Genomic DNA, 17,144 nt, shown 5'->3' on the forward strand with positions numbered 1-17,144 from the left:
CGGTCTTGGCACAAGTGACGTTTTCCCGCGCCCGAACGGCCCCCTCCGTCGTACGCTCCGAGCGAGAAGCACCCCACCCGACGTAAGGCGGCCCGAAAGAGACATGGTCAGCAGCGAGTACGAGCGCAGGATCGCCGCCCGGTTCGCCACCTTCGACCAGGACGGCAACGGCTACATCGACCGCGAGGACTTCTACGGCGCGGCCAAGGCGCTGCTCGCGGAGTTCGCCGTGGCGGCCCGGTCCGACAAGGGCCAGGCGCTGTACGGCGGCGCCGAGGGCTTCTGGCAGGGCATGGCCGGGATAGCGGACCGCGACGGCGACCAGCGCATCACGCGCGAGGAGTTCGTCAACGGCGCGGTCAAGCGCCTGCGCGACAACCCCGACCGCTTCGCCGAGATCGCCCGTCCCTTCCTGCACGCGGCCCTGGACGTCGCCGACACCGACGGTGACGGCGCGGCGACGGTCGAGGAGGCCGCCCGCGTCCTGAAGTGCCTCGGCGTCCCCGAGGACGTCGCCGGTCCTGCCGCCGCCACCCTCGACACGGACGGTGACGGCAAGGTCGGTGAGGCCGAGGTCGTGTCCGCCTTCGCCCGCTACTTCACCGTGCCCGAGTAGCCGCCCCGCTCGCCGGGCGTCACGTGCCCGCATAGCGCTCGCGCAGCTTGTACTTCAGCACCTTCCGCAGGGTCTCGCCCCGCGGAAGGGCGTCCACCACCTCCAGCCGCTCGGGCAGCTTGTGCACGGACAGTCCCTCCGCGCGCAGGAAGGCGGTCACGGACGCGAGCGTCAACACCTCGGCCCCCGGGGGCCGTTCCACCACCGCGCACACCAGCTCCCCGCGTGCCGCGTCCGGCAGCCCGATCACCGCCACGTCCCCGACCGCCGGATGCCGGTGCAGCAGGTCCTCGATCTCCTGGGCCGAGATGTTCTCGCCCTTGCGGATGATCACGTCCTTCAGCCGGCCGGTGAGGACCAGGTGCCCGGTCTCCGTCAGCCGCCCGAGGTCGCCGGTGCGCAGGAACCCCTCCTGGTCGAAGGCCTCGGCCGTCTGCCCCGGGTCCAGATACCCCCGGCACACCGCCTCCCCGCGCAACCGCACCTCCCCGTCCACGATCCGTATCTGCATCCCCTCCGGCGGCCGCCCCTCGGTCGTCGCCAGCAGCTCGGGGGTGTCGTCCGGCGACCCCATGGTGATCATCGGCACCTCGGTCATGCCGTAGCCGTGGGTGAGTTGCACGCCCATCTCACTGATTACGGCGTAATAGAGGTCCGGCGGCTTCGGCGCCCCGCCCCCCGCCAGCAGCCGCAGCGAGGGGACGACCGGAACCCCCGGCTGCTTCCGCTGCTCCGCCAGGAACATCGAGTAGAACGCCGTCGAGCCGCCCGCCATCGTCACCCCGTGCGCGCGGTACGCCGCCAGCGCCTCCGGCAGCGCGAACTGCTCGAACAGCACGGCCGGGAAGCCGTACAGCAGCAGCATCACCGTGTAGTCGGGCCCGCCTATGTGGGCGTACGGGAAGGCGATCGACCCCACGTCGTCCACCGAGGGGCGCAGCGCGTGGGCGAGGCAGGAGCCGCCCGCGAGCAGGGAACGGTCCGTGTGCAGCACGCCCTTGGGGGCGGAGGTGGTGCCGGACGTCCAGTAGATCCAGCGGACGGCGGTGCCGTCGGAGGGCGGGGGAGGCAGCACGGACGGGTCGCCGTCGGGCAGGTCGTCGTACGCCTCGAAGACGCCCCTCGCGCCGAGCCGCCGGGCCATCTCCGTGTGGTCGAAGCCCCGCCACACGCCCGGCACCGCGAAGAAGTCCGCCTTCGACTCGCGCAGCGCGAAGCCGACCTCGCGGTCCCGGTAGAAGGGGATCACCGGGGTCTGCACGGCGCCCAGGCGGGCCAGCGCGAAGGAGAGCAGGGCCGTCTCGATGCGGGTGGGCAACTGCCAGGCGACCACCGTGCCGGGGCGTACGCCCATGCCGTACAGGCCGGCCGCGACCCGCTCGGCACGCGCGTGCAGGTCGCCGAAGGTGAGCGCGCGGTCGTCCTGGAGGAAGAGCGGGCGGCCGGGGGTGAGGGCGGCGCGGCGGGCGACCAGCTCCCACAGGGTGCGGGAGGAGCTCAGGGTGTGCGGGGTCTCGGTCACGGCTGCCCCCTGCTGCTTGGCTGACGGGTCGTCAGGTGGGATGCTATCTGACGCTGCATCAGATAAGTACCGTCCGGCGGAGGGGACCCATGGCGACCGAACTGCCCCGCATCATCAGCGTCGACGACCACGTGATCGAGCCCGCCCACCTCTTCGACACCTGGCTGCCGGCCAAGTACCGCGACCGCGGGCCGAAGCCGCTGACCGCCGGCATCGGTGAACTCGCCTACGTCGGCGGCAAGTACCGCATCACGATGGACCCGGACGGCCCGCCCACCGACTGGTGGATCTACGAGGACCTGAAGTTCCCGTACAAGCGCAACATCGCCGCCGTCGGCTTCGACCGGGACCAGATGACCCTGGAGGGCATCACCCGCGAGGAGATGCGGCCCGGCTGCTGGGACCCCAAGGAGCGCCTGAAGGACATGGACCTCAACCACGTCGAGGCCAGCCTCTGCTTCCCCTCCTTCCCCCGTTTCTGCGGCCAGACCTTCGCCGAGGCGCACGACAAGGAGGTCGCCCTGGCCTGCGTGCGCGCCTACAACGACTGGATGGTCCAGGAGTGGTGCGGGGACAGCGGCGGGCGGCTCATCCCGCTGTGCCTGATCCCGCTGTGGGACGTCGGCCTGGCGGTCGCCGAGATCCGGCGCAACGCCGCGCGCGGGGTGAAGGCGGTGACCTTCTCCGAGATCCCCACCCACCTCGGGCTGCCGTCCATCCACTCCGGCTACTGGGACCCGTTCTTCGCGGTCTGCCAGGAGACCGGGACGGTCGTCAACATGCACATCGGGTCCTCGTCCCAGATGCCGGCCGCCTCCCCGGACGCCCCGCCCGCCGTCCAGGCCTCGCTCAGCTTCAACAACGCGATGGCCTCCATGATGGACTTCCTCTTCAGTGGGGTCCTGGTGCGCTTCCCGGGCCTCAAACTCGCCTACTCCGAAGGGCAGATGGGCTGGGTGCCGTACGCCCTGGAGCGCGCCGACGACGTCTGGGAGGAGCACCGCGCCTGGGGCGGCGTCCGCGACACGATCCCCGAGCCGCCGTCGACGTACTACTACCGGCAGATCTTCTGCTGCTTCTTCCGCGACAAGCACGGAGTGGCCTCGATCGACGTCGTCGGCCGCGACAACGCCACCTTCGAGACCGACTACCCGCACGTCGACTCGACCTTCCCGCACACCAAGGAGGTCGCCCTCGACCATGTGAAGGGCCTCGACGACGAGACGGTCTACAAACTGATGCGGGGCAACGCCATCCGGATGCTGGACCTGGACCTCGACCGCTGATGGACCTGTCGGACACGCCCGAGGAAGAGGAGTTCCGCGCCCGGCTGCGGGAGTGGCTCGCGAAGACGCTCCCCGGCATCCCGGCCGAGCCGTCCCCCGACGACTGGCCCGGGCGGCGGGCCTACGACCTCGGCTGGCAGCGCAGGCTCCACGACGCCGGATACGCCGACGTCCACTGGGACGCCTCCCCGGCCATCCGGCTGATCTTCCTCGAGGAGACCGAGAAGGCGGGCGCGCCCTACGTGGGCGCCAACTTCGTGGGGCTGCTGCACGCCGGTCCGACGATCGCCGCCGAGGGCACGGACGAGCAGCGGGCGCGCTGGCTGCCACCGATCCTGCGCGGCGAGGAGGTCTGGTGCCAGGGCTTCAGCGAACCGGACGCCGGCTCCGACCTCGCTGCCCTGCGCACGCGCGCGTGGCGCGACGACGACACCTACGTGGTGACCGGCTCCAAGATCTGGACCTCCCACGCGGAAGTCGCCGACTGGTGCGAGCTGTTGGTCCGCACCGACCCCGAGGCGCCCAAACACCGGGGCATCACCTGGCTGGCCATGCCCATGGACGCGCCCGGCATCACCGTACGGCCGCTGCGCACGCTCGCCGGCTCGGCCGAGTTCGCCGAGGTCTTCCTCGACGAGGTGCGGGTGCCGGTGGCGAACCGGGTCGGGGACGAGAACGACGGCTGGCGGGTGACCATGGTGACGCTGTCCTTCGAACGCGGCACGGCCTTCGCCGGCGAGGTCGTCGCCTGCCGCCGCGTCCTCGGCGAACTGGCCCTCGCGGCCCGCGAGAACGGCCGCTGGGACGACCCCGCGCTGCGGCGCCGGCTGGGCAGGCTGCACGCCGAGTTCCGGGCACTGTGGCGGCTGACGCAGTGGAACGTGAGCGCGGCGCAGGCGTCGGGCGGCGTGCCGGGCGTCGTCGGCTCGGTCTTCAAGCTGCGGTACTCGCACGCCCGCCAGGAGCTCTACGACGCCGCCGCCGAGGTCCTGGGCGCCGACTGCCTCGACCTGGACCGCCCCTGGACGCCGGCCCGCCTCTCCTCCCTGTCGTACACCATCGCGGCCGGCACCTCGCAGATCCAGCACAGCATCATCGCCGAGCGAATCCTCGGCCTGCCGAAGGGACGGTGACCGTGCGCTTCCGGCTGACGGACGACCAGCGGGCCCTGCGGGACGCGATGCGGCACCTGCTGGAGCGGCACTTCGACGGGGCGGCGCTGCGGTCCGCCGCGCAGGGTCCCGCCCGGCTCGACCGGGAGCTGTGGCGGGCCCTCGGCGACGCCGGGTTCTTCGCGCTGCGGTTGCCTCAGGCGCAGGGCGGGGTGGGACTCGGGCTGCCGGAGGCGGTGTTGGTGTTCGAGGAGGCGGGGCGGGTGCTGGTGCCCGGGCCGTTGGCCGCCACCCATCTCGCGGCGGGTGTGGTGCCGGGAGCCGCCACCGGGGAGACGGTCGTCACGGCCGTGGACGGCGGGCTCCTGGAGTGGCCGGCCCAGGCCGACGTCGTATGGGGTGACGCCGCCGGAGCCGTGCCGGTGCGCTCCCTCGACCCGCTGACGCCGCTGCACCGCGTGCCCGGCGCCGCGGCGGCGGAACCGGACCCCGTCGCCGTCCTCCTCACCGCCGCCGAGCAACTGGGCACGGCCGCCCGTGTCGGCGAACTGGCGGTGCAACACGCCCGGGCGCGCGAACAGTTCGGACGGCCCGTCGGGAGCTTCCAGGCGGTGGCACACCTGTGCGCCGGGATGCTGGTCCGGTCGGAGACGGCCCGCGTGGCGGTGTACGCGGCGGCCGTCACCGCCGACCCGGCCGACATCGCCGCCGCCCGTCTGCTCGCCGACGACGCCGCCGTGCGCGGCGCCCGCGACTGTCTCCAGGTGCACGGCGGCATGGGCTTCACCTGGGAGTCCGAGGTCCATCTCCATCTGAAACGCGCATGGGTTCGAACCCACCGTGCGGGCGGTGTCACGGAGAGTGAGGAGATTCTCGCGGCCGCTCTGGCGGCCGGAGCGGCCTGACAGGCCCTCTGGCTGCGGCGTCGCCGAATATGCCCGTGGAGATGTCGCGGATCGTGGCATCGCATGATCACGGAGCGTTGATACCGGCTTGTGTCCCCGGAGCGACTCGTCACGGCCCGGAGTCGACTGCGGGCTCCGGTACCTTGTGTGAGATGCGAGTGGTTCTGAGTGCGGTACGACCCAGTTGGGCCGCCTGTTCGACTCCCCGCAGCGAGCGTCGCACAGTATGCCGCACGGGTACTCCTTCGCGCTGGAATATGCCCGAAGCGCTTGTCGGGGTGACTGTACGTCAACCATGCTGTCCCACAAGGGATTCACGTTCCGTGATCCTTGTCCCGGCCGTTGTTCTGGCCATGCAGAAAATGGCTACGATCGTGGCCCTCGTGAGGCGCGAGCCTAAGTGTCCGCCGGTTCGGATGGTGTGAGCGGTGCAGGTGCTTCAAGTGCAGCTGGAGATCCGGCCCGACCCCGCAGAAGTGGGGCGGGCCCGGCGGTGGGCCCGCTCCCGCCTGGCCGGGTCGGGCATACAGGCCGACGAGCCGCTCGCCGAGACCCTGATCCTGCTCGTCTCGGAGCTGGTCACCAACGCCGTGGTGCACACCGGCCGGCCCGCCGTGCTGCGGCTGTCCCTGCCGCACGCGGTGACGGAGGAGCTCACCGTCCGCCTGGAGGTCGCCGACCGCAGCGGCCGGGCCCCCGTGCCCCGGTGTGCGGACGACGACGCGACCGGCGGCCGGGGTCTCGCCCTCGTCGACGGCCTCGCCGACCGCTGGGGCTGGAGCGTCGAGAGCACCGGCAAGCGCATCTGGTGCGAACTGGACCGGTGTTCGAAGTCCCCCGGGGTCACGGCGGCGTGCGGAGGCGGCGCGGCGGCCTACGGCGGTGGGGCGTCCTTCGAGGGGCTGGCGTACGAGGCGGTGTGAGGCCGGGGCTGTTCGCGTGTCCCGTCCGTGACCTGCCGGGCGTGTGGCGGACGCGGTGTGGTGTACGGCGGCCCATGCCGCGCGGTGTTGCGGCGAAGCCGGGGCACGGTCGCACGGCAGGACCGCCGTTTTCGTCATGGCATGCGGCGATGCGCCGGGATGTGCTTCCGTGCGCGCCCATGGAGAAAGCCGCATAAGCTACAAATCCCCGAACGGGTGTTGACGCCTCGTGACCGTTTGCTCACGCTTGTGGGCAGCGATTCGCCGTGAGGGGACGGCGAGGGCCGGCGACGGCGGCCCTCGGCGAGTGTGAGTCGTGATTCGGCGTCGGCTCCCTGTCAGGGCCACGGGAGCCGGGGCGGGAGCGCCGGAGTCGGGTGGCGGCGCGCGCTGCCGTGCTCGGGGCGAGCAGCGCGGCGCCGCCATCCAGCTTCCCGGGGTGGGGTGGCGGCCTGGCGTGCCGGCTACAGGACGGCGACCGGGGCCACCGGCGAGCCGGTCGCTCCCGTGAACGGCTCGGGTGTCGCCGCCAGCAAGAACGTGTAGCGGCCTGTTTCTCCACAGGCTGTGGACAACTTTTCGAGATCCCAGTTCTGGCCCTGCGGCATCCCCATCTCCACGAGATGCAGGGCGTGCACCGGCAGCCACAGGTCCTCCACCTCGGGCGGGAACACCTCGAAGGTGAGGGTGTCGTTGGCGACCGCCGCTACGTCGCGCGCGTGGAACCACTCCGGTGTCCGGATCGACAGCCCCGGCGACGGATACGCGTACCCGTGCCGGTCCCCGGCCAGGCAGAGCCGGACCTGACCCGTCCGTACGAGCACGATGTCGCCGGCCCGCACGCGCGTACCGGCCAGGTCCTCGGCGGCGTCCAGGTCCTCGGGCGTGACGGCGTGCCCGCCGTCGAGCCGGTCCGTGCCCCGGGCCCGGGCGACGTCGAGCAGCACTCCGCGCGAGACGAGGTGCCGGACCTTGTCGATGCCGCTGAACTCGGCGCCGTCGTGCGGGGTGATGGAGTGCGCGGAGCGGCCGTTGTAGAGCCTGCCGGAGTGCGAGACGTGCGGCAGCGCGTCCCAGTGGGTGGCCGCCTGGAGCCCCATGGTCACGGCGTCGTCGCTGCACGCGACGGTGCCCGGGCCGAAGAGCTCCTGGTTGATCTGCACCATGACGTGCAGCGGGTCGATCCGCCCCGGGATCATCCCCGTCTGGACGCCGTCGCGCCGGAGGGGGAGGGCGAGCGGGATCCGGCGACCGGTGCGGACCGTCGCCGCCGCCTGACGGACGACCTCGTCGGTGATCAGGTTCAGCATGCCGAGCTCGTCGGTGTCTCCCCAACGCCCCCAGTTGTTCACACGCTTGGCGATGTCGTGGAACGCGTCCGGCAGCGACATGAGTCCTCCCCGGGGCTTGTGTTCCCGTATCTGACGGGTCGTAGAATCTGGAGTCCGCGAAATCTAACGGTCCGTCAGAAACCGTGGGACGGGAAGGGGCCGGGCGTGGGGAACTTCTTGGCAGGCAAGGTCGTCGCCGTCACGGGCGCCGGGCGGGGTATCGGCCGGGCGGTCGCGCTCGCGGCGGCGGCGGAGGGGGCGAAGGTCGTCGTCAACGACTACGGCGTGGCGGTCGACGGCGCCTCCCCGACCAGTGAGGTCGCCGAGGCCGTGGTCAAGGAGATCGAGGCGGCGGGCGGGGACGCGGTCGCCGTCGCCGACGACATCTCCACGATGGCGGGCGGGCAGCGGGTCGTCGACGTGGCGCTGTCGTCGTACGGGCGGCTCGACGGGGTGGTCTGCGTGGCCGGGATCCTCCGGGAACGGATGCTGTTCAACATGACCGAGGAGGAGTGGGACCCGGTCGTCGCGACGCACCTGAAGGGCACGTTCACGGTGTTCCGGGCCGCCTCGGCGGTGATGCGGAAGCAGCGCGCCGGCACGCTGATCGGCTTCACCAGCGGCAACCACCAGGGGTCGGTGTCGCAGGCCAACTACAGCGCGGCCAAGGGCGGGATCATCTCGCTCGTGCGGAGCGCGGCGCTGGGCTTGCACAAGTACGGGGTGACCGCGAACGCGGTGGCTCCGGTCGCGCGGACGCGGATGTCGGCGGGGGTTCCGGTGGAACTGGCGGAGATCGGGGAGCCGGAGGATGTCGCCGCGCTGGTGGTGTATCTGCTGTCCGACGAGGCCTCCCGGCAGGGGATCACGGGGCAGGTGTACACCGCCGCCGGGGCGAAGATCGCCGTGTGGGCGCAGCCGCGGGAGTTGCGGGCCATGTACGCCGAGGGCGGTGCGTGGACGCCGGAGCGGATCGCGGAGGTGTTGCCCGGGTCGGTGGGGGTGGATCCGATGCCGATGCTGGAGCGGGTGCGGGAGATGGAGCGGGCGGCGCGGGAAGGGGAGCGGCCGAACGCCCAGTAGCTCGGGGGGTGCGTGTCGTGTGGCGGCTGCGGGTGGGTTGTGGCTGGTCGCGCAGTTCCCCGCGCCCCTTGGGGGCGTCTGTCCGCGGGCAGTCGTGCCTCCCCCAGTGCCTTAAGGGCCTGGGAGGTGCCCCCAAGGCGGCACGTGTGGGCGCGGGCGGCACCCCCGTAGCGCCGGGTTGCGCCACCCACCCGGCATCAGCCTCATCGCAGCAGTCACTTTGGACGAGGGGCGGCAATCGTGGATTTCGGGTTCGCGCAGGACGACGAGGATTTTCGGGGCGAGGTCAGGGACTGGCTCGCCGCGCACGCCGAAGGGGCGAGTGACCGTCGTTCCTGGGAGCGCACGCTCGGGGCAGCCGGGTGGATCGGGATCGGGTGGGGGGCGGGCGGGTACGGCAATCGCACCGCCACGCTCACCCAACAGGTCCTCTGGGCCGAGGAGTACGCCCGGTCGGGCGCGCCCCCGCGCTCCGGGCACATCGGCGAGAATCTCCTGGCTCCCACGCTCCTTGCGCACGGCACCGAGGAGCAGAAGTCCCGCTTCCTGCCCCCGATCGCCGCCGGTGAGGAACTCTGGTGCCAGGGCTACAGCGAACCCGGCGCCGGCTCGGACCTGGCCGGTGTCCGTACCGCGGCCGTGCGCGAGGCGGACGGCCGTAGCTACCGGGTCACCGGGCAGAAGATCTGGACGTCACTCGCGCACGAGGCCGACTGGTGCTTCGTGCTGGCCCGCACCGAGCCCGGCTCGCGGCGGCACCACGGACTGTCCTTCCTCCTCGTCCCCATGGACCAGCCGGGCCGGATCGAGGTCCGCCCCATCCGGCAGCTGACGGGCACCAGCGACTTCAACGAGGTCTTCTTCGACGGGGCCCGTGCGGAGCACGTCGTCGGCGGCGAGGGCGACGGCTGGCGCGTCGCCATGAGCCTGCTCGGCTTCGAGCGGGGCGTGTCCACGCTGGCGCAGCAGATCGGGTTCGCCGAGGAACTGGGCAGCGTGGTGCGGGCGGCGGTGGAGTCGGGCGCGGTCGGGGATCCCGTCGTACGGGAACGGCTCGTGCGGCAGTGGGCCGAGCTGCGCACCATGCGCTGGAACGCCCTGCGGACCCTGGGCGGTTCGGGCGACGCGGGGGCTCCGAGCGTGGCGAAGCTGCTGTGGGCCGGCTGGCATCAGCGGCTCGGGGAGCTGGCGGTGCTGGTGCGGGGCGCGGCGGCGAGTGTCGGTCCGGCGGACTGGTCGGTGGCGTCGCCGTACGAACTGGACGCTGCACAGCACCTGTTCCTCTTCTCCCGGGCCGACACCATCTACGGCGGCTCGGACCAGATCCAGCGCACGATCATCGCCGAGCGGGTGCTCGGCCTGCCCAGGGAGTCCAAGGGGGCCGCGTGATGCGAGGCGTGATCTTCGACGGGAAACAGGTCCGGGTCGTCACGGACCTTCAGGTGCGGGAGCCGGGGCCGGGTGAGGTGCGGGTCGCGATCTCGGCGGCGGGGCTGTGTCACAGCGATCTGTCGGTGGTGGACGGGACCATACCCTTCCCGGTTCCCGTGGTGCTGGGACACGAGGGAGCGGGTGTGGTGGAGGCGGTGGGGGAGGGCGTCACGCATGTCGCGCCCGGGGACCACGTGTCCCTGTCCACGCTCGCGAACTGCGGTACGTGCGCGGAGTGCGACCGGGGGCGCCCGACGATGTGCCGGCAGGCGATCGGGCGTCCGGGCCGGCCGTTCCGCCACGACGGCCTGCCGGTCCACCAGTTCGCCGCGAACTCGGCGTTCGCGGAGCGCACGGTCGTGAAGGCCGTGCAGGCGGTCCGTATCCCGAGGGACATTCCCCTGGCGTCGGCGGCGCTCATCGGGTGCGGTGTGCTGACGGGGGTGGGCGCCGTGCTGAACCGGGCGCGGGTGGACCGCGGCGACAGCGTCCTGGTGATCGGGACGGGCGGCATCGGACTGAACGTGTTGCAGGGGGCGCGGCTCGCGGGTGCCCTGCGGATCGTGGCCGTCGACGCCAACCCGGCGAAGGAGGACATGGCTCGCCGCTTCGGCGCGACGGACTTCCTCACTTCGACGGAGGGCGTGCGGGACGTCCTGCCCACGGGCGCGGACCACGCCTTCGAGTGCGTCGGGCGGGTGGAGCTGATCCGGCAGGCGATCGACGCACTGGACCGGCACGGCCAGGCGATCCTCCTCGGGGTGCCGCCGGCCACGGCCGAGGCGTCCTTCCGCGTCTCGTCGATGTACCTCGACAAGTCCATCCTGGGCTGCCGCTACGGCTCCTCCCGCCCCCAGCGGGACATCGCCCTGTACGCGGAGCTGTACCGCCAGGGCAGGCTGCTGCTCGACGAACTCGTCACCCGGACCTACCCGGTCGAGGACTTCGAGAAGGCGGCGGCGGACGCGGAGGCGGGGCGGGTGGCGCGCGGGGTGCTCACGTTCTGACGGCCCCCGTGTCTCTGGCGGTCCGGAAGGTGCGCCGGTAGGCGGTGGGCGTGACGCCGAGCGCCGCCTGGAGGTGCTGGCGCATCGACTGGGCCGTACCGAAGCCGGCGTCGCGAGCCACCTGGTCGACGGACCGGTCGGTGGTCTCCAGCAGGTGCCGGGCCCGTTCCACGCGCTGCTGGGTGAGCCACTGCCCCGGGCTGACGCCGGTCTCCTCGCGGAAGCGGCGGGTGAACGTGCGGACCGACATGGACTCCTGGGCGGCCATGTCGCGCAACTGGATCGGCTCGTGGAGACGGCCCAGGGCCCAGGCGCGGGCGGTGGTGGTGGAGGCCTGCTGCGGATCGGGCACGGGTCGCTCGATGTACTGCGCCTGACCGCCGTCGCGGTGCGGCGGTACGACCGTACGGCGGGCCACGTCGTTGGCGACGGCGGCGCCGTGGTCCCGGCGGACGATGTGCAGGCACAGGTCGATGCCGGCGGCGACGCCCGCGGAGGTCAGCACGTCGCCGTCGTCGATGAACAGCACGTCCGGGTCGACCCGGACCTTGGGGAAGAGCCGCTGGAGGCGCGCGGCGTCGGCCCAGTGGGTGGTGGCGGGGCGGCCGTCGAGGAGGCCGGCGGCGGCGAGGACGTAGACGCCGGTGCAGATGGAGGCCAGCCGGGTGCCGGGCCGCAGGAGGGCGAGGGCGGCGGCCAGTTCGCCGGTCAGCATGCCCTCGTCGTAGACCGGCCCGAGTTCGTACGACGCCGGGACGATCACCGTGTCGGCGTCGGCCAGGGCCTCCGGGCCGTGCTCGACGTGGACGGCGAAGTCGGCGTCCGTCTCGACCGGGCCCGGCGGGCGGACCGAGCAGGTCACGACCTCGTACAGGCGCCGCCCCAGGGCGTCCTTGGGACGGCCGAAGATGCGGTGCGGGATGCCCAGTTCGAAGGGGAGCAGCCCGTCGAGGGCGAGGACGACCACGCGGTGGGGACGGAAGCCGGCGGCCGGGTCCGCGGCCGGACTGGAGTGGCTGGCCGATGTCATGGCCCGATCCTAGCGAATGCTGTCCTCCGGGCCACTCGATGGAGCCTGTCGCGGACCGGAAGCTCTATGTCGTGACCCAGACAAGCGAAGCCGCAGCAGTCGCACAGCAGCCGCCGAAGCCGGGCCGTGGCAGCCGTATGCGTGTGCACCGGGCCTGGTTCGTCGCCGCCGTCACCTTCGTGACCATCATCGGGGCGGCCGCCTTCCGTTCCGTACCGGGCCTGCTCATCGACCCGTTGCACGACGAGTTCGACTGGTCACGCGGCACGATCAGCGCCGCCGTCTCGGTCAATCTCGCGCTGTACGGCCTGACGGCCCCGTTCGCGGCGGCCCTGATGGACCGCTTCGGCATCCGCCGGGTCGTCGCGGTCGCCCTGACGGTCATCGCGCTGGGCTCGGGCCTCACGGTGTGGATGACGGCGGCCTGGCAACTGATGCTGTGCTGGGGTCTGCTGGTCGGCCTCGGCTCCGGCTCCATGGCGCTGGCGTTCGCGGCGACCGTCACCAACCGCTGGTTCACCGAGCGGCGCGGCCTGGTCAGCGGCATCCTCACCGCCGCGTCCGCCTCCGGCCAGCTGATCTTCCTGCCCCTGCTGTCCTGGATCGTCGAACGGCACGACTGGCGCCCGGCGGCCGTGACGGTCGCGCTCGCCGCCCTCGCGGTCGTCCCGTTCGTCTGGCTCCTGCTGCGCGACCACCCCGCGGACGTGGGCCAGAAGCCTTACGGCGCCACCGAGTTCGTGCCGAAGCCCGCACCGGTCCCCGGCGCCGCCCGCCGGGCCGTGACCGTCCTGTTCTCGGCCGCGCGCACCGGCCCCTTCTGGCTGCTCGCCGGCACCTTCGCGATCTGCGGCGCCTCGACCAACGGCCTGATCCAGACCCATTTCGTGCCCGCCGCGCACGACCACGACATGCCCCTGACGACCGCCGCCTCGCTGCTCGCGGTCATCGGCGTCTTCGACGTCGTCGGCACGATCGCCTCCGGCTGGTTCACCGACCGCTTCGAAGCCCGGCGCCTGCTCGCCGTCTACTACTCCCTGCGGGGCGTCTCCCTCCTCTTCCTCCCCCTGCTCCTGGTCACACCCAGCGTCCAGCCCCCGATGATCTTCTTCATCGTCTTCTACGGCCTCGACTGGGTCGCCACCGTCCCGCCCACCCTCGCCCTGTGCCGCGAGCAGTACGGCGAGGACAGCGCGATCGTCTTCGGCTGGGTCCTCGCCTCCCACCAGGTCGGCGCGGCGCTGGTCGCCTTCCTCGGCGGCGTCGCGCGTGACGCGTTCGGCTCGTACGACGTGGTCTGGTACGCGTCGGGGGCGTTGTGCGCGGTGGCTGCGCTGATGGCGTTGGTGATCCGGCGGCGGCCGACGGCGGTGGGGGTGGAGGCCGTGGCCTGAGAGCGGGCTGTTGGGCTTTCAGGCGGGGTCGGGCTCGGTGAATGCTCGTCGGCTGTGCAGGAGCAGTTCGCGCAGGGCGGGGCTGTGCGGGCTCTTCCAGACCAGGGCGAGCAACGCTGGTATGTCGACATCGTCGATGGGGCGGGCGGTGAGCCGGTTGCGGTGGTGCGCGGCCATCGACTCGCTGAGGACGGCGACGCCGAGTCCGCGGGCGGCGAGGTCGGCGATGGCATCCGCGGAGCTGGCTTGCAGGGTGATCGCGGGCTGCAGGCTCTGGGCGGCGCAGGCACGGTCGAACACGGTGCGCAGGCCCGTGCCGGGTGGCATGCACACGACGGGGTGGGCGGTCAGGTCGCGCAGAGTGACCCGCCGCCGTTTCGCCAGGGGATGGTCGGCCGAAACCACTGTGACGAGCCGCTCGCTGATGATGGTCAGCGCGTCCAGCCCGTCGGGAGGGGCGGTTGCGGTCCCGATGAGCGCCAGGTCGATGGCGCCGGCGCGTACGCCCTCGACGAGCCGGTCGGAGTTGTCCTCCAGCAGGGAGATCTCCACGCCCGGATGCGCCCGGTGGAATGCGGCGAGGGCGTCGAACAGCGGCGTGACGGTGCAGCCGATGACCATCCCGACCGTGAGCCGGCCCCGGATCAGGTCGGTGACCTCACCCACCGCCTGCCCGACCGCCTCGGCTGCGGCGAGCGCGGCGCGGGCGTGTTCGAGCGCGGCCTTGCCCGCGACAGTGAGGGTTGCGGTGCGCGCCGACCGGTGAAACAGCTCGGCGCCGAGTTCGCGTTCCAGTTGGCGGATCTGGGCGCTGACACCGGATTGGCTGATGTGTACGCGCTCGGCCGCCCGCGTGAAGTTCTGCTCTTCGGCGACGGCGACGAAGTATTGCAACTGCCTCATTTCCATGACTGGCAATTCTAGTTTCCAGAAGAACCATCTGTTGGACTTCTGGCTTCCGGACGACGAGTCTGGAAAGTACCGAAGCCCGACGTCAGGAGGTACCCGTGCCGGAATACGAGAAGGCCATGCGGCCCGAAGACATCACCCGCTTGTTCGTCGAACGCTCCAACGCCGGTGACGCGGCCGGGGTCGCCGCACTGTACGAAGAGGACGCGGTGCTGGCCTACCCGCCCGGTGAACGGACGGTGGGCCGGGAGGCGATCCGTGCGCTGTGGGAGAAGGTGCTGGCGGGCCGCCCCCGCTTCGAGCCGGAAGAACCGTTGCCGACGCTGGTCAGCGGCGACATCGCCCTCACCTCGACTCCGCCGAAGGACGGGACCGGCGCCCGCGCCCAGGTCGTCCGGCGCCAGCCCGACGGAAGCTGGCTGCGCCTGCTCGACCAGCCCGAGTTCGTCCGGCCCGACCGCTGAGTTCCTCCAACTCCTCCCGGCAGGCGGAGAATGGCGCGTCCACGTCCGTCGTACTGCTTACTTTCCGTTCAGAGGCCGAGCGGCACAGGAGCGGCTGGAACGCCGGAGGCGATCAACGCGGTCAGGGGAGTCGCGAGGTCGCGAGGGGAAAACAGGTCCGGACCGTCGTAACCGGCGACTTCCTGCGGGTGCCACCACTTCAGCCCGCTGATATTCTCCGCGGCGAGCTCGTCGTCGGACAGCGACCCGCGCGGGTCGAAGGCCGCGGTGCGCACGAGGAAGTAGTCGTTGACGACGCCGTCGTAGCCCACTGCGTGCCCGGCAGCCACCACTTCCTGATGCCACACGTGCGGCGGATCGGTCCCCCTGATCTCGAGGCCCACCTCTTCCCACAGCTCACGACGCAATGCGGCAAGGGGCGTCTCGCCCTGTTCGATTCCTCCGCCCGGAGCGGCCCACACCACCGTTCCCGCCGGCTCTGGAATCGCGAACCGGCAGAGGAGGATGCGGTCGTCCTCATCGAGGATGATCGCGCGTACTGAGTGACGCAGGTGCACGGACGGCATCCGGACACGCTAGCTGCCGCCTGGGCTCCGCGTCCCTGCACGACCACTTGGGAGGTATCTCAATGATCGAGTCCGGCAGCTCCGAGAGGCTTCGGGGGTTCAACCCCGCCCAGTACATCGCCCCCTACCTGCTACTCATCACCGGCAACGCCGGAGTGCAGAAGGCGCCGGCCAGCGAACGGCCCGTGCTGTTCTGGGTGTTCATGGCCATCGCCGCGCTCGGCGCCGTTCTCACCGTCTTACAGCTGCGGCGCATGTGGAACACGCACCGGCACCGCGCCCTGCCCGCGTGGACACGGTTCCTCGGTGTGCTCCTGGCGTTGTACGGGCTGTACGTCGCCTACTGCGTGGTCGAGGGCTTCGCCGGTTAGGGAGCGGGAGCCGCGTAGCAGATGGCCTCGATCTGCTGCCCGGCTCCGTACTGGTGCTCGGCCAGGCCGGTCCTGAGCCAGCCGAGGCGGTCGTAGAGGCGGATGGCGGCTGTGTCCTTGACCATGACGTCCAGTACGAGGCGGCGGTTGTGGCGCAGGCCGTACGTCATCGCCGTCCGGACCAGCCGCTCGCCCAGGGCCCGCCTCCGTGCCCGGCGGACGACGAAGAGGCGGGCCAGTACGCCGATGTGGAGCTCTTCAGCCCCGCTCCGTTCGGTCCAAAGGGCCACGGCAGCCTCGCCGTTGGGTCGCATCACGGCGACATGGCCGACGATCTCTCCTTCCGCCGCCGCAACCCAGGAAGCCAGCACGTCGTCCGAACGCAGCCACTCCTCCGGGCGGGCGACGCCTTCGACCGGATAGCCGTCGGTGGCGTGAACATCCGTCAGTGCGGCGACCGCCCCGGGGAGGTCCGTGTGCTCGAAGGGGCGGATGACGGTGCTCTCCATGCCGGTCTCCTCGTGGGGTTCGACCTGTCGGGGCCTGGAGCGGGAGCGTTGGGGCCGGACGACTGTTCCGGCGTGTTGTAGCGGTCTGCGGGGGCGGTCACTCGTCCGGCTCCTGAGGCATACAGTGCCGGCCGGCGGCGATAAGCCGGGCGACCTTCAGGGGCCTGCACAGTGTTGCGGCCGTGTGCATCGGCACCGACCAGTAGGTGGCGCGAGCACGGGTGTATTCGACTGCGTCCGCTCTCGGGACTCCCAGGTAGCTGCCGTGGCCGAGGCAGTCCACGTCCAGCGACCTCCAGTCGTCGACGGCCTGACTCCACGTACGCGGCATGCTCGCGGGCACCAAGGCGTAGTACCGGAGGTGATGCGGATCGCAGATGACCGGGCCGCCGTCGAGGGCGTGGCACATGAACTCGTCGAGTTCGGATGTGCTGGTGCTGCCCGTGAGGGCGACCAGGAGGCGACCCGGGATCCGTACAGCGGAGAACAGCGTGCCGAGCGGGAGCAGCGCCACCTCGTGCTGCTGCCATTCCAGCCGGGCCCGGTCGCGGCCCGGTGGCGGCAGCGTCGCCAGCAGCCAGTGTTCCGCCGCTAACCGTCGGTCCGCGGTGGGGTGCACGAGCACGCCAGGTTCAGCAACGACGGGCCGTAGGGCTGGGTGGCTGTAGTTGCTCGGCATGCTCGG

Annotated in this window: 18 protein-coding genes; 11 read left to right on the forward strand and 7 right to left on the reverse strand. The window is 71.7% G+C overall.

Annotated features, from left to right (window positions below):
• The first annotated feature begins 103 nt into the window (after positions 1–103).
• Positions 104–616, forward strand: coding sequence for an EF-hand domain-containing protein (locus tag ACIBL4_RS32890; RefSeq protein ID WP_356926029.1), 513 nt, complete (start codon positions 104–106; stop codon positions 614–616).
• A 19-nt stretch (positions 617–635) separates the two neighbouring features.
• Here ACIBL4_RS32890 and ACIBL4_RS32895 read toward each other — a convergent pair whose 3' ends face one another.
• Positions 636–2,138: a class I adenylate-forming enzyme family protein gene (locus ACIBL4_RS32895; protein ID WP_399415417.1), complete on the reverse strand. Its 1,503-nt coding sequence runs from the start codon at positions 2,136–2,138 to the stop codon at positions 636–638.
• 89 nt (positions 2,139–2,227) lie between these two features.
• Here ACIBL4_RS32895 and ACIBL4_RS32900 point away from each other — a divergent pair, with 89 nt between their 5' ends.
• The 4 genes from ACIBL4_RS32900 (at position 2,228) to ACIBL4_RS32915 (ending at position 6,364) form a co-directional block, all read left to right on the forward strand.
• The gene (locus ACIBL4_RS32900; protein WP_399415418.1) at positions 2,228–3,424 is read left to right on the forward strand and encodes an amidohydrolase family protein; all 1,197 of its coding nucleotides are present in this window, start codon (positions 2,228–2,230) and stop codon (positions 3,422–3,424) included.
• On the forward strand, positions 3,424–4,557 hold the full coding sequence (locus ACIBL4_RS32905; RefSeq protein WP_399415419.1) for an acyl-CoA dehydrogenase family protein: 1,134 nt from the start codon (positions 3,424–3,426) through the stop codon (positions 4,555–4,557). The genes ACIBL4_RS32900 and ACIBL4_RS32905 overlap by 1 nt, the downstream gene beginning before the upstream one ends.
• Before the next feature lie 2 nt (positions 4,558–4,559).
• Entirely contained in the window at positions 4,560–5,441 is an 882-nt protein-coding gene (locus tag ACIBL4_RS32910) for an acyl-CoA dehydrogenase family protein (protein ID WP_399415460.1), read from the forward strand.
• A 443-nt stretch (positions 5,442–5,884) separates the two neighbouring features.
• Entirely contained in the window at positions 5,885–6,364 is a 480-nt protein-coding gene (locus tag ACIBL4_RS32915) for an ATP-binding protein (RefSeq protein ID WP_399415461.1), read from the forward strand.
• 464 nt (positions 6,365–6,828) lie between these two features.
• Here the strand turns inward: ACIBL4_RS32915 and ACIBL4_RS32920 are convergent, their stop codons facing one another.
• Positions 6,829–7,755 carry a cyclase family protein gene (locus ACIBL4_RS32920; RefSeq protein WP_399415420.1) on the reverse strand — a complete coding sequence of 309 codons (927 nt, stop codon included), beginning with the start codon at positions 7,753–7,755 and terminating at the stop codon, positions 6,829–6,831.
• Positions 7,756–7,860: 105 nt separating this feature from the next.
• On the opposite strand from ACIBL4_RS32920, the gene ACIBL4_RS32925 reads away from it, so the two are divergent.
• From ACIBL4_RS32925 to ACIBL4_RS32935, 3 genes are all read left to right on the forward strand, one after another.
• Entirely contained in the window at positions 7,861–8,778 is a 918-nt protein-coding gene (locus ACIBL4_RS32925) for an SDR family NAD(P)-dependent oxidoreductase (protein ID WP_399415421.1), read from the forward strand.
• Positions 8,779–9,018: 240 nt separating this feature from the next.
• The gene (locus tag ACIBL4_RS32930) at positions 9,019–10,167 is read left to right on the forward strand and encodes an acyl-CoA dehydrogenase family protein (protein ID WP_399415422.1); all 1,149 of its coding nucleotides are present in this window, start codon (positions 9,019–9,021) and stop codon (positions 10,165–10,167) included.
• Positions 10,167–11,216, forward strand: a complete 1,050-nt coding sequence (locus tag ACIBL4_RS32935) for a Zn-dependent alcohol dehydrogenase (protein WP_399415423.1) — start codon at positions 10,167–10,169, stop codon at positions 11,214–11,216. Before ACIBL4_RS32930 ends, ACIBL4_RS32935 begins: the two co-directional genes overlap by 1 nt.
• Here the strand turns inward: ACIBL4_RS32935 and ACIBL4_RS32940 are convergent.
• Positions 11,206–12,246 carry a GlxA family transcriptional regulator gene (locus ACIBL4_RS32940; RefSeq protein ID WP_399415424.1) on the reverse strand — a complete coding sequence of 347 codons (1,041 nt, stop codon included), beginning with the start codon at positions 12,244–12,246 and terminating at the stop codon, positions 11,206–11,208. The genes ACIBL4_RS32935 and ACIBL4_RS32940 overlap by 11 nt on opposite strands.
• A gap of 71 nt (positions 12,247–12,317) precedes the next feature.
• Here ACIBL4_RS32940 and ACIBL4_RS32945 point away from each other — a divergent pair, with 71 nt between their 5' ends.
• Positions 12,318–13,640 carry an MFS transporter gene (locus ACIBL4_RS32945; RefSeq protein ID WP_399415425.1) on the forward strand — a complete coding sequence of 441 codons (1,323 nt, stop codon included), beginning with the start codon at positions 12,318–12,320 and terminating at the stop codon, positions 13,638–13,640.
• Positions 13,641–13,658: 18 nt separating this feature from the next.
• Here ACIBL4_RS32945 and ACIBL4_RS32950 read toward each other — a convergent pair whose 3' ends face one another.
• Entirely contained in the window at positions 13,659–14,549 is an 891-nt protein-coding gene (locus tag ACIBL4_RS32950) for a LysR family transcriptional regulator (protein ID WP_399415426.1), read from the reverse strand.
• Positions 14,550–14,647: 98 nt separating this feature from the next.
• Between ACIBL4_RS32950 and ACIBL4_RS32955 the strand changes: the two genes are divergently transcribed.
• A complete protein-coding gene (locus ACIBL4_RS32955) occupies positions 14,648–15,013 on the forward strand; it encodes a YybH family protein (RefSeq protein WP_399415427.1) in 366 nt (121 codons plus the stop codon).
• Between the two features lie 68 nt (positions 15,014–15,081).
• On the opposite strand, the gene ACIBL4_RS32960 is transcribed toward ACIBL4_RS32955, so the two are convergent.
• On the reverse strand, positions 15,082–15,579 hold the full coding sequence (locus tag ACIBL4_RS32960; RefSeq protein WP_399415428.1) for an NUDIX hydrolase: 498 nt from the start codon (positions 15,577–15,579) through the stop codon (positions 15,082–15,084).
• A gap of 62 nt (positions 15,580–15,641) precedes the next feature.
• Here ACIBL4_RS32960 and ACIBL4_RS32965 point away from each other — a divergent pair, with 62 nt between their 5' ends.
• Positions 15,642–15,950, forward strand: coding sequence for a hypothetical protein (locus tag ACIBL4_RS32965; protein ID WP_399415429.1), 309 nt, complete (start codon positions 15,642–15,644; stop codon positions 15,948–15,950).
• Here the strand turns inward: ACIBL4_RS32965 and ACIBL4_RS32970 are convergent.
• Together ACIBL4_RS32970 and ACIBL4_RS32975 are read right to left on the reverse strand one after the other, a co-directional pair.
• The gene (locus ACIBL4_RS32970; protein WP_399415430.1) at positions 15,947–16,459 is read right to left on the reverse strand and encodes a GNAT family N-acetyltransferase; all 513 of its coding nucleotides are present in this window, start codon (positions 16,457–16,459) and stop codon (positions 15,947–15,949) included. The genes ACIBL4_RS32965 and ACIBL4_RS32970 overlap by 4 nt on opposite strands.
• Positions 16,460–16,556: 97 nt before the next feature.
• A complete protein-coding gene (locus ACIBL4_RS32975) occupies positions 16,557–17,138 on the reverse strand; it encodes a hypothetical protein (RefSeq protein WP_399415431.1) in 582 nt (193 codons plus the stop codon).
• Between the last annotated feature and the right edge of the window lie 6 nt (positions 17,139–17,144).

Origin of the sequence: Streptomyces sp. NPDC050416, from assembly GCF_044458845.1 — a bacterium.
Taxonomy (GTDB): domain Bacteria; phylum Actinomycetota; class Actinomycetes; order Streptomycetales; family Streptomycetaceae; genus Streptomyces.